Source organism: Bacillus spongiae, assembly GCF_037120725.1.
Classification (GTDB): Bacteria; Bacillota; Bacilli; order Bacillales; family Bacillaceae_K; genus Bacillus_CI; species Bacillus_CI spongiae.
In genome coordinates, this window is the sequence record NZ_JBBAXC010000004.1 from 87538 (window position 1) to 99968 (window position 12431).

The 12431-nt window shown below is 33.9% G+C and carries 14 protein-coding genes and 1 pseudogene; 1 reads left to right on the forward strand and 14 read right to left on the reverse strand.

The window, feature by feature from the left end; all coding sequences use genetic code 11:
- The first annotated feature begins 370 nt into the window (after positions 1 to 370).
- On the forward strand, positions 371 to 631 hold the full coding sequence (locus tag WAK64_RS22370; RefSeq protein WP_419465904.1) for a T6SS immunity protein Tdi1 domain-containing protein: 261 nt from the start codon (positions 371 to 373) through the stop codon (positions 629 to 631).
- Here the strand turns inward: WAK64_RS22370 and WAK64_RS22375 are convergent.
- The 14 genes and pseudogenes from WAK64_RS22375 to WAK64_RS06335 all read right to left on the reverse strand — a co-directional run.
- Positions 568 to 699: pseudogene (locus tag WAK64_RS22375) on the reverse strand (hypothetical protein); the annotation flags it as partial. The gene WAK64_RS22370 and the pseudogene WAK64_RS22375 sit on opposite strands and share 64 nt — an antisense overlap.
- A 147-nt stretch (positions 700 to 846) precedes the next feature.
- Complete coding sequence (locus WAK64_RS06275; RefSeq protein WP_336586097.1) at positions 847 to 1653, reverse strand: NosD domain-containing protein; 807 nt, start codon at positions 1651 to 1653, stop codon at positions 847 to 849.
- Positions 1654 to 1849: 196 nt separating this feature from the next.
- Positions 1850 to 2089: a hypothetical protein gene (locus WAK64_RS06280; protein WP_336586098.1), complete on the reverse strand. Its 240-nt coding sequence runs from the start codon at positions 2087 to 2089 to the stop codon at positions 1850 to 1852.
- 474 nt (positions 2090 to 2563) lie between these two features.
- A complete protein-coding gene (locus WAK64_RS06285) occupies positions 2564 to 3490 on the reverse strand; it encodes an alpha/beta fold hydrolase (protein ID WP_336586099.1) in 927 nt (308 codons plus the stop codon).
- A gap of 622 nt (positions 3491 to 4112) precedes the next feature.
- The gene (locus WAK64_RS06290; RefSeq protein ID WP_336586100.1) at positions 4113 to 4250 is read right to left on the reverse strand and encodes a hypothetical protein; all 138 of its coding nucleotides are present in this window, start codon (positions 4248 to 4250) and stop codon (positions 4113 to 4115) included.
- A gap of 266 nt (positions 4251 to 4516) precedes the next feature.
- Positions 4517 to 5512 (reverse strand): ABC transporter substrate-binding protein, encoded by a 996-nt coding sequence (locus WAK64_RS06295; protein ID WP_336586101.1) that lies wholly within the window; start codon positions 5510 to 5512, stop codon positions 4517 to 4519.
- 899 nt (positions 5513 to 6411) lie between these two features.
- Positions 6412 to 6858: a hypothetical protein gene (locus tag WAK64_RS06300; protein ID WP_336586102.1), complete on the reverse strand. Its 447-nt coding sequence runs from the start codon at positions 6856 to 6858 to the stop codon at positions 6412 to 6414.
- A gap of 186 nt (positions 6859 to 7044) precedes the next feature.
- Positions 7045 to 7362, reverse strand: a complete 318-nt coding sequence (locus tag WAK64_RS06305; protein ID WP_336586103.1) for a hypothetical protein — start codon at positions 7360 to 7362, stop codon at positions 7045 to 7047.
- A 211-nt stretch (positions 7363 to 7573) separates the two neighbouring features.
- The gene (locus WAK64_RS06310) at positions 7574 to 7786 is read right to left on the reverse strand and encodes a hypothetical protein (RefSeq protein WP_336586104.1); all 213 of its coding nucleotides are present in this window, start codon (positions 7784 to 7786) and stop codon (positions 7574 to 7576) included.
- 326 nt (positions 7787 to 8112) lie between these two features.
- Positions 8113 to 8616: a hypothetical protein gene (locus WAK64_RS06315; protein ID WP_336586105.1), complete on the reverse strand. Its 504-nt coding sequence runs from the start codon at positions 8614 to 8616 to the stop codon at positions 8113 to 8115.
- Positions 8577 to 8858: a hypothetical protein gene (locus WAK64_RS06320; RefSeq protein ID WP_336586106.1), complete on the reverse strand. Its 282-nt coding sequence runs from the start codon at positions 8856 to 8858 to the stop codon at positions 8577 to 8579. Before WAK64_RS06320 ends, WAK64_RS06315 begins: the two co-directional genes overlap by 40 nt.
- A 292-nt stretch (positions 8859 to 9150) precedes the next feature.
- Positions 9151 to 9813 carry a hypothetical protein gene (locus WAK64_RS06325; RefSeq protein ID WP_336586107.1) on the reverse strand — a complete coding sequence of 221 codons (663 nt, stop codon included), beginning with the start codon at positions 9811 to 9813 and terminating at the stop codon, positions 9151 to 9153.
- 74 nt (positions 9814 to 9887) lie between these two features.
- Positions 9888 to 10934, reverse strand: a complete 1047-nt coding sequence (locus tag WAK64_RS06330; RefSeq protein WP_336586108.1) for an alpha/beta fold hydrolase — start codon at positions 10932 to 10934, stop codon at positions 9888 to 9890.
- A gap of 783 nt (positions 10935 to 11717) precedes the next feature.
- Entirely contained in the window at positions 11718 to 12428 is a 711-nt protein-coding gene (locus WAK64_RS06335; RefSeq protein WP_336586109.1) for an SDR family NAD(P)-dependent oxidoreductase, read from the reverse strand.
- Positions 12429 to 12431: the final 3 nt, after the last annotated feature.

Below are 12431 nucleotides of genomic sequence, written 5' to 3' on the forward strand. Positions count from 1 at the left end.
CAATCACGACAAATTTAGTGATATACAAAGAAAAACAAAAGGATTTATGACTCTTTTTGATAAATATGAAGGGGTTTCTTTTGGAAATGGTCTATATAGGTTGCATAAGCTGGATAATATAAAACAATGGAATAAAATTGTCCTTGAAGCCTTTCCAGAGTTTGAAGGTCGAATTGAATGCTTTGGCTATGATTGGTTGGGAAGACATTTTGCTCTTGATTTTGCTAGAATAGAAACAGGACATGCTCAAATTTTAATGTTTGAGCCAGGAACGGGTGAAGTATTGGAAATTCATAATGAAGAAATCCCTAAATTTCATGATGCATGTTTGGCTTCGTCCTTTTATAATGAATGGCTATCTATACACCCAATGAACCTTCAGCCTGATGAGTGTATAGGTTATAAAGTATTATTGTTCCTTGGAGGAGAAGATACAGAATTCAACTTAGAAAAACGAGAAATGGTTGTTTATTGGAATCTATGTTCCCAAATAATTAGACAAACAAACTCTGCTACCTCATCCTGGGAGTGTATAAAGGTCTTATCCCTTTTCCAACGGTGTACCGTGCGAACACTTACCCCTACTCTTTCCGAAACATCTTCCATGGTTAGCCTATATAAGTCATTTTGAGCCAGTATTTCCGCACATTGTCTTTGTGCTTCGGTTAGCGACTTATTGACTCCTCTTTGTGACATCATGCATTCTCCTTTCCTATTTCATTCCTATATGTGTTTAACCTTGATTAACTTGTCACATTCAAGGCGAATAAAAAAGGTAAAAACATGTAGTTTCTACCCTTGTTTTCTATATAATGTGACTACCTTAGAAAGGATACTTACAATGAATTATTTACATAAGCCTTCTGGGCTACTTGTATCACATTTATTCCCTTTCAAGTTATTGTTGGTACCAGGATTCCCCTCATCGTTTATATCAAAAGTAACAACTCCATCACCATTACCAAACGCACGGTTGAAGAAAACATCATTGTCGTTAGAGGATGTATTCAATAAAATACCATTAAACCCAATGTTTGTGACTGTGTTTCGTTTAATTAGGTTGCCATCGGAATTGGATAAATTAATACCGTTGGCACTGTCATTATTAAGAGTATTGCCATTAATTAAATTGTTATTTGAAAAGCTTAACGAGATAGGGTTACTATTTCCACTAGAAGTATTACCTTTTAGTATGTTCCTGTCAGAATCGGATAAAGTAATGCCAAGACTATTATCAATAAACGAATTATCTTTAATCATATTACTCTCTGAAGTTAATACTTGTATAGCAATACTATTTCCTTGAAAATCAAAACTCCTCACTAACACCCCTGAAGTGGTATTAAGTCTTATAGCAATACTCGGTGAATCAATTACAGGTTTTTCTTTTCCTATTCCAATCAGCTTAATCTTATCTTGGTTAATAGTGAAGGATTCGTTATAAGGAGTACCATTCTCTTTCACTTTAACCAATATTATGTCACCAGGTTCAGCCATACTAACTGCACCTGAAATAGTCCCTACTTCATCTGGTACAATAATTGTTTTTTCGTTCATAATGACAATGCCTATAACAGTGAGGATTGCAAAAAAGAAGAGCGTAGCAAAAACAATGAAAATCCATACAAAGTTGTTTCGTTTTGAAGCACTCACATTCTCACCTCATTTTTTTAACAAACACTCTTACACTTTATGAGGAATGCAAATGTATTATGTAATGTTCTTAATTCTCGCTCTTCAGTGGTGAATATTTTTCAAGGCAAATAAAACACCTAATAAACCTAATGAATTTTACTCAATAATCTTTGCGTTGATTGCATTCGGCAGGACACAATGGTTCCACCATTTTTCAATTGAGACATTGTTCTCTAATTCTCTCTCTAATGCAATCTACAATGAGTGTTGATCTAATGCTTCCCTGTCTCAAGCCATCCATTTGTCTTCCTTTAGAAATAACATAAATTCTTAACTCATTTGATTTTACAAGTCCCCCCACGGAATCTTTATTAAACTCGTGCAACTCAATGAAAACGTCATTTAATTCCATGACAGCTTCCCACAAAATATGATTCTCAAAAGTATCTCCCACAATATTCTCCCAAATAAATTTCTAAGAACTCTTCAGGAGGTTTCTCCTTCACCTTTATAGGTGTGGCTCACGTTGACATGTCGTTCACCGTGAGAGGATGAATTTACCTGAGGGGACTATTATAAACTTTAAACTTGGGAACTAATAAAAAAACTAGAAGTGACTTACATAATATCTCGATTTCAAGCTTCAACAAATGGACGCGATGTTACAGAACAAAGATAGAAAATAATTAAACTAAAATCGTCTTCGTAAAATATTTAAAGAGCCTTTTTTAATCCTTTATTCAAAAAGAGGCTCTTTTTATTTGAGAAATCCACATATTAAGACGTGCTATTGATCAATCTTTTTTATCACCAAACATGTGAAGAAAGAGAATGAGTGTAAGTTGAAATGCGTTACAATTAATTCCTTACATATAAGATATAAAACAACCATTTCAATCAGAAATGGCTGTCGTGCTCTTTCTATTCTTCAGTTGGAAATGTATTCTGCATAATCATTGTTTTCACTAGAATTAGCAGTTAGAATATGTGTTAAATCACTCAATTCAAAGTGATTACTCCAGTGGACATAATGTCCACTTTTTACCGGAAAGTATGTTACCGGAAGATTATGTTTCTTTAATTTTTGTATGTATTTATTTGTTCGTCTATACTCTTTATCATCCATATTTTCGAAAGTACCATAAACTAAATAGGTTGGCACATTTACATTTAGAAGTAATTTTGGCAATTTTAAGTTGTAGTAACCAAACATAAGGTTAAGGCCCTCAACTGAGAAATCAATAGGATTTTTAAAGGCTATTTTGACGTATTCATTTTCCTCAATGGCAGTACGCTCACAAAATTGCTTAACACTCGCTTCGATGTTATCCTCTACTGTTTCGTTCTCTTGCATAAATAATGGCGCAAGCCTCTTTAAAAATGGTTTCCCCAATAATCGAACACATCCATTAATGAGTGGAAACATATAAGCAAATGGACCAAATTCTGACGTAGGGATTCTAGGATAAGGCTTATGCCCTTGGTCCAGTAAAATGAGCTTATCAACCTTATTTGGATAATACAGAGCGAAAGCTAAAAGAATAGCTCCCCCCAACGAATGACCAATTAAGGTAGCTCTTTCTATATGCTGTTCTTCCATATACTCATTCACCCAATTTGCAAGTACCAAAGGAGTGATTCTTTGTTCAATCCCTTCACTTTTACCTAAACCAGGTAAATCAATCAAATGGGTTTCAAACCTGTCACTCAATTCTTCTGCAATATTGAGGCCTTCCTTTCCAGAGAAACCAGCAGCAGGAAGAAAAATTACGGGCTCACCTTCTCCAAGTTTTTCAACAAAATAATTATGAATAATGGTTCTCACCTCAACAATATCGTTATTTGATAACTCCATTCTTTTGTCAAAAGCAGTACGTTCCTCCTTTAGTAACCAGGTTAACTGCCTACTAGATTAAATTCGCTTTATCTAAACTTATTAAAAATGAGTATTCGACACGAATATGAACATACCTTCCTTAGAAATTAAAAAACTGTCAATATTGACAGTTTATTTTGTTTTATATTCATTTTGTAGCGAACTTTTAGTCCAATAATATGTTTAATCAATCTCTTTATACATTTTCCTTCATCATTTGACAATATGGATTAATCAATACTAAGTATTTTATTCACGTTGCACATATATTTCTATAAGGGGTCCTTTCCTTAATAGCCAATAATGCTCCGACGTATAGAATATAAGAGGATTAAATTTTAACCATTCACCCTTTTTCCTTCACATTTACGAGCCGCATCGCAGCCTTCCTCTTCTTTCTATACTAGTGGTATTATGTAACTGTACTATGCCAGCCCTAACATCCAACTCTATGATTTTACACCAATCCAGAATTACATCAAGTACATCCCTATTAAGCCCGTTTACATGCAGAACTCCACCTTCTTTAATAAACATAATAAGGAAAGTCATCAGACGAAAACAACAACGTCTGATGACTTTTGTCATACCTTATCATTTCTTAATAGTCAATCTCGTCATAATCTTTTGGCTGAGGCAACGGCTGTCCATTTTCTCGAGTCGAAAGGTCACGAATATATTTTTCTTCATTTTGAGGACTTACTGAGTCCTTTTTCGGTTGCTTTTTTTCCTTTGCCACACTCACCTCTCCTTTCCAACGTTGTACCTATAATATGTACTAATTGTTAAGGCTTCACCCTCTTATAACTAAATATGTTGAAGGAGTGTGAGAACGTGCTATTTAACCCCTCTATCGCCTTAGCAAAACGAACTTAAAGAATTTCAATGAGATAGCTCAACTTGGAAATAACGATAAGTAAAATCCTAGGAATACCCTAATGAAAATATCAACGATGACCTTTTGAAAGCTATATTTCAACACTTATTTTATCGTGATTTCCTTTTTTATTCATCGATAGTCTTCAATTCTCCATCCAGCCCCTTTAATATTGGATTCACCTCCATCATAAAGTCCAAGAACTCTTCAGACATTCTAGCTGTTAGTGTTAAAGCAACATTCCATTTTGCTTGGATTTCGTCAAATTTCCCATCAGCCTTTATATTCTGAAATCCTGCATTTAACATATCAATCAGTTCTTGGTCTCCTTTGGTTACAGCAATTGCATTATAAGGAAATTCTCCCACCGAAGTTCCGTTTTCGTTTTCTTCGACTTCTGCTTCTTCTTGAAGTGCTTCCATGACATATTGAAATAGACTATCACTTAAAATCTGAATTCCATATTCTCTATCTTGCCACAAAACAGCATAGATAGTGTCCATAGCATCAACAGCGACATCGGATTGCTCATTTACTACATCTTGAAGCACCTTGTCCGATGTGTCAAAACGACGAATCTCAGCACCCGTTTCTTCTGCAAGAATATCAGCAATTCTTTCTGCTAATGAACCAGTTTTCACTGCAATTACATGATTTTCGTGAATATCCTCAATTTCTTCTATGCTGCTTCCTTTTTTAGAAACAATGCTTGACGATGCATTTGTAATTCGATTAGCAAAGTCCACTTTTCCTTCTTTTTCAGGAGATGGACCTAATGAAGTAGTAGAAATCGCTGCGTCTAGCTGTCCAGTTTGGAGAGAGGGAACGATGGAACTAAAGTTCATCGATTTAAAATTTACGTTAAGACCTTGATCTTCTGCAATAGCTTCTAAGACATCAACGTCAAACCCAGTTAGTTCTCCATTTTCATCAATAAAAGAGAAGGGAGAATTGGCATTTTCAACTCCTACCGTAATGGTGTCTCTTTCATTTGCATTCTCTTTTCCTTGATCGGTTTGATCATCCCCAGCTCCTACAGGTTCTGTACCCTCTCCACTGAATCCACATGCGGATAAAATAAGTAGTAAACAAGCGATGGTACCAATGAGTCTATTTTTTTTCATGGGTTTATCGTTCCTTTCTTTTTTTTGCATATCAATCCTATGAAAGTAGCTATGCTAAGAACACCAGATAATGAATGGTGTAATAATTTTATGTCGCAAGGAAAATACTGCTTGAATTGTCTCAATATAAGAGCCTATCATGCTGAATGTTGTATTCCTTACACCCATTATTTAACCATCTGTATCTGTATTTCATATGAAAGCCATCTGAATTCTGTGTGAATGTACCTCATTAGGAAGATTTTTTCTAATTGATAGCAAAGAGACTGACAGTAAATATAAAAAACCCTAAACAACTAGAATTTAGGAGTTTTTGTAGTGTAGTGATTATATGTCCTTAGCAACACAATCAAGATAGTAGCACGTTTGTCATTATGCGTTGATTTATATGTAAAATAGAAACGCATATTCCAAGAAGATTGGACCAATACACGAAAAGACGCACTATTCAATGAACTGTACCCCAATTGTTCGCCACAATTTATCAAATGGAGATGTTGTTTTTTATGAAATTAATGCGGTGTAACAATTTTTTATGGGAAAAACAATTGTGAAGCTACTACATAATCTATAGGGGTGCCCCACAGTAATTTTCACCAATGGATAAGATTGTACGACGGTTAGGTGAAGAGTATAATTATCATGTTTCCCCTGAATATTGAAGTGTATATGGTATACTCCAGGATTTCGTTAAATACCCTTAAAACATTCATCACATCTGAATCTGTATTAAAAGTATCCCAATCTGAACGAATCAACTGCATTTCATCCCTCTGTATACAGCGATCAAATGACTGGGCTTAAGAGAAAGCAGAGAAACTGATTGAGGCGGCTAAAATAAATCTATTTCAACAAAAATGTGTATGTTCTTCTGCTAAAGCATCCATAACTAATTGAGGTTATTTTTCTAGAATTAAATAATCTTTTGTTTTAGATACGGTAATACCATTTTCATTCGCAAATTCCATTAATTTAGTAGCTACTGTATGAGGTTCAAAGTTAACTACTCTAATATTGGACCCTTTTTTGACTTGTATAATAATACCCTTCGTTGTCCACCCTATACGTTTACATTTCATTTGTTTGATTTGATTAGAATATACTATTTTTTTGTAAATCGTCATTTCTATTAATTGTATTTGGTAAGTAACTTTCTCTTTCCCAATCTCTAATTTATATCGGATAAAAAATGATAATAGAATAACTCCACAAATTAAAAGTTTACCAAAAAAGATTTCATAGGATAAATGTAAGTTCATCACTAAACTTACAATGATTGACATTACGTTTATGGCTAATAACATTCCTAAAACCCTTCTTTGAGTTCTTGCTATATAAAGCACCACTATCCCCTCCTTCCAGGTAGTAAATAAGCTCTTCAACAACTTCCTAATTTTAGCATAAATGCACACTTCGCCTTTCACCAATTTAAGACCCTTTTCATGAAAAGAACGCCTATTTTATTACAGATTAGTGGCCATTTGTTATAGACTTGAATTTCAAGAATTTATCACTTTATTTAGACTGAAGTTTCAAAAAGGGATTTCCCCTGTAAAAAATGGAATAAATACGCCAAAAATAGAAGCTATAAAAAGAACCCAAAAGGTTTTTGAAGATAATCTATTTTTTAGTAATGGACTATCTTTTGATATAAGAATGGAAAGTAGGATGGTATATATTCCAAATAGGATGAACGTTAATCCAAACCAAACCACCCACACGTTCCCCATAAAGTTAATTCCTGCATTTTCATATACATTTCTCAGAACATTTACAGTTAAGAACAAACCGAGAAGTAAAAATACAATTAGTTCACTTATTGAAACAACATAGATTTTCCATAAAGCCATCTGTTTTCCCCCTTTTTTTAGTCATTCTGCCTGATAGAATGAAAGAGAGCTTGTCATCGTTTTTTTAACTCTTGATTGCGACCAACTATGGAAGGCTTCATCACAGTTTATATTGCATATCTTCTTCCACTAAAGCTCTCTATAATTGAAACTATATTATTTGAGTACTTTCCACCTCATAGGCAAACTGTTACCGGAGTCATTATTATTTCTATTTATTTTCCTTTATAACTTTGAACGACAAACTTGCCAAAATAAATGAAACTACAATTAGAACTGGGGCAACTACAAAAGCTGCTAATAAGTCTGTTTTATAATTCCATGGTACAAATGATTCCCATAATTCACTTGTTATTTTCCATAACACAATAAAAATAACTATTGTAAATACAAAGTAGATGATTTTCTCTATTACGATTTTCATCTTTGTTACCCTCTCCTCACAAACTATCATTTTTCCTTTTTCACATAAAAAAGCGTTACTAACAACACTTCTTAAACTATAGAGCCTGATAGCTAAATAACCGAATTCAAGATTAATTAAAAGAGATCATAACAGTCTATAACAAAAGCCTTCGTTTGTTGCCATTACTGATTTGGTCTACCTTAATACTTTTTCCAAACAAATCTTTTACCAACTAAGTTAAACCCAACGGACTCGTAAAGTTTATTTGGAGCCGGATATTTTTCTGGCATAGCAGTATAGACAGGCGATTTTTCTGCACCAAGTTCTTTAGCAATACTTAACTCCTATAGCAATAATGCTTTGCTAATACCTTTCCCTCTATATTCATGGTAACAAGATACTGCTTCGATCGTAACTAGCTTATTTTTTTCATCGAACCTTCCACTACTTAAAGCTACTACATTATTATCTGGACCGATAACTACTAAGTCTAACTCTTTTCTATAAGTTGAAGTTTCGTAAAAATTATGAAAAATACTCTTATTAAATAATATTCCATAGCATAGCTTATAGGCCTTATACACTTCATCGTGTTCAATAAGATTCGGTACCGATTTTATGTAAAACCCTTTTGGTAGTTCCAGGCGATTTATTGAATTTTCTAGGTTAAAATCCCTTCTTACCCAGTATTCCTCGGACTTTTTATACCCATTTTTTAATAAGACATTCTCGTAGTCAGTATCGTTTTCATAAACCTCCCACTCTATTTTATTATCAGAATCAGAATAAAACTTTTCCCCAACTTTTATTAGTTCATCAAAGATAATCTGTAACTTGCTGCTAGACAAAAGGACCCTTCTTCAAGAATGCCTACTAACATCTCATCATCAAACCATAGAAAAACATTTTCTAACGCCTCGTTTATACTCTTACTTGGTTCGTCTATTCCACGTGACAATGCACATTGAAATTCAAATAAGCTTAAATTATTATCAAACCTTGTCCCATAGGATTCATAACTTTTTTCTAGAAATGTACATATCTTTTGGTAATCACTTATATCTTTATATCTTCTAAAAGTTATTGTCACTTTTTATCTCTACGTCCATTAGTTTATTTTTAAAGAGATTCCTTTTACGACAAACCTCCCAATTCTGAATAACACTTTATTAAAAAGACAAACACTCCATTAGTAGTGTTATAAATTAATCCGTTTAACTGCCCTGTTGCTTAATACCAATTATTTCAAAGTACGTCCAATTAGACAATCCTAAAATGAAAAGGCACATTTCTATGTTAGAAATGCGCACCCGATAATGGAAAATTCAAATATGAGATAACTTATTTTCTTCAGTTTAATCTCCTGCTCATAAAGTCCTATTCTACAGCTCCCAACCAATGCCCAATTCTCCAAATGAGATTTTGCTTTCTTTAAGACCTTCTTCATCATCTGATTCAATCATCTTGATTTCACTCTCAGTTAACATTATTTTATCATTCGGGTTGCTTATTTTTCTTTCAAAGAGAGAATGAAGGAGACTAACTTGAGATTCAGTCATATAGTAATCCTCTATCCACTCATTTATTGCTACTTCAATATTCAAAGCTTGCCTTTCAATTAAAAATCCACCATTTTTTATAAATTCTTCGTCGTTATCGTTTGAATTAGAACCACCCTTATTTCCCCAAAATGCAGTAGTTATTACAGGAGCGACACTCCCATGAATATCATCTAACAAATATTGTAGAGATTCGTTAACCGCAACATCAATTACTTCTTGTGGAGCCCCATTAAAGTAATTAAGTGCAACTGTATAGTTAGATTCTCGCTCACTATCTTCATTTCGAAAAGCACCTACCACATAGTTCGTATGAAAAGTTATCGTGCCCCGACCACCAGAACTATTTTGTACATTGTAATTAATATCATCCCAAGAATGTTCATTTGCTAATTCAGGATAGTGAGCGACCATGATGGCGTGTGCTATTGAGGCTAATATGCACCCTTCCCAAAGCTGGTCGCCTATCTCATTTATTTTATTCATTAATTTAATCCCTTCCTATTACTTTTATATTCTTATTATTTTCGACTTTCTAGAGGCACCTTGCCCAAAAAAGTTCATATTCCATCAGCCATATTCAAAATCGCTTCAATGATGACATTAGGTTGGTCAAACATCACATTGTGACCGCTATTTGGAACTAAAATAAGTTCACTGTTATTGGATATATTGGTTAGTTGCATTTGGGAATCTTTCCAGATTTGATCTATATTACTCGCCTCTTGTTCTGAATACCCTAATTCAGTTGCATTTAATTGAAGTTCTTTATTTTCATCTGGTGTAATGATTGTTAAAGGCTTATCATCCAAGTGTTGAGTGTCTTTCACTAATTTCACTAATTTCTCTAATGTTCTTATTTGTTTATCTTCTTGATCTAATAATTTTAAAAAGGGAGTGTCATATTGAACATTGACATACTTTTCTAAGGAAAGGTAATCGGGAATTAAATCAGCAATCATATTCTCCCCAAATAGTCGTGCGAATCCAAATTGAGAAAAAATGCGAATGAAAGTTAGGTCTTGTCCCTCATAATATATATCATTATATGATGTAGCTTTTTCTGTCAAATACTCATTTCGTGCATCAACAAGAATTAAGCCTGAAACCTTTTCAGGATACTTATCTGCAAAGAGACGAGTATAAATCCCTCCAAGTGAATGCCCCACTAATATGACAGGGGAATCAATATTTGAATATTCAAGAACTTTACTCAAATCATTAATTGTCATATCAATATTAAAGCCATTTGGAGGTGGATCACTCCATCCATACCCCGCTCGGTCATAAGTAATGACTTCGGTATGCTTTGATAGCTCTTTTTGAATGTTTGACCAATCGTAAGACCATGAACCAAATCCTGCTTCAATAACAACAGGTGGCAGCTTCGTTTTCTCCCCTTTAATATTCACATGTATTTCTCTGTTTCCGACATCAATCATTTTTCCGTCTGGAGGAAAGTTGCTTTTAACATTCTTGTAACTCGTATATTCATAAACAAAACCTACTACTAATGTAAGAAGGATGATCGTCATCAAGGTTATTCCAAGGAATTTTAACCTTCTAAATCGTTTATGAACTTTCCTATGTTTTATCTCCAAATTCATCACAACATCCCCTTTTACTAATCTATTATTCTTTTTATCCTATTATTTTCCCTTTAATATCATAAAAAGACTAAATTTAGTTAAAGGTGGCGCTGTTCATTTGGTAAAAATATACTTTGGCTAGTGTGAACTTATGGGCTTTCTCTTGCATGAAACCTTCCTCAATAATCTTATTAAAACACAAAAAGACGCACTATTAATTAGTACGTCCGACCATAATATGTGAGCGAGTTTTTTCTGGTTGACCTTTTATCATAAGATCTTTTATTATAGCCGCAGTCAGGATAAAACCCAGCGCCCGCGGGACTAATCCTCGTCAGCCAAACTGTTCGCCATAAACATGATTCACAGGCTAGTTGGGACATAAATTCCGATTAACAAGCGAACCTATACATTACAAGGAGCATAGGGTTTATCTTTATAGAGGAGCATTTCCCCACTAATTACATGCTTCTACCATGATTTTATTAGATTTTGTTAATTTAATGACAAAAGTATTCACTGGCACTCCTCTCTCCTTTCACAATATTGTAGAATATAAAATCTATGAATCTGAATCAATGTTTGACTTTTCGTAAAAGTGAGGCTTCTTTCTACATTTTATTAATTGGTGAGCGATTATATTGAGGCGTGAAACAGAACACTATCATAATAATTGGAGGACAAGCTAGGTTTCCCCTCTCTTGTCCATTACAGTTCTTTTTAAGTTTTTGCTCCACTAATTACTTGTTTCATACATTCCTTCTTTTACTAGTTTTATAGTAAAGAAAGCCATGTCCACAGCTACCAAGGAATCATGCCACCTTCGTTCAATATTTTCCCATTATAACTTTTGTCACTGATTGCATACTTTACAATAACTTGTGCACCTTCAGCAGGGGTTTTCCCAAGTGGAACGTTTCCATTCTGATTAGTTGAGATCAAGCCAGGTGTAACTCCAAAAATCTCAGGTCCATCTGACTCAAATTCCTTTCCAAAGGCTAATGTTAAAGAGTTGACTGCCGTTTTTGATGAATTATATCCTAATGTATTTAATTGAGGTAAATCACAATTGTCAAATATCGTTTGTGAGGACATATCTGTCGTTATATTGACTATTTTTCCACCATTAGCTTCTTTAACTAATGGTAAAAAAGCTTGAATCATTTGGAATGTTCCTAAGAAATTAATTTCAAATGAACGAAATAGTGTTTCTAATCTCAATTCACTAGGAAGGATATTAATATCTAGTACAACCCCATCGTTATTAACTAATAAATCTAAGTTATCCGTTACTTCTCCAATTTCATCTACTGAGTTTAATATAGATTCAGTATCAGCAATGTCTACTTGAATAAGGGAAACATTTTCTAATCCTAAAGACTCAACTGCTTTTTGTCCTAGCTCCTTATTACGAGCTCCCAAAAAAACATGATAATTTTTTTCAGCTAATTGGCGAGCAATCTCGTAGCCAATACCTTTATTAGCACCTGTAACAAACACATATTTTGTCATTAT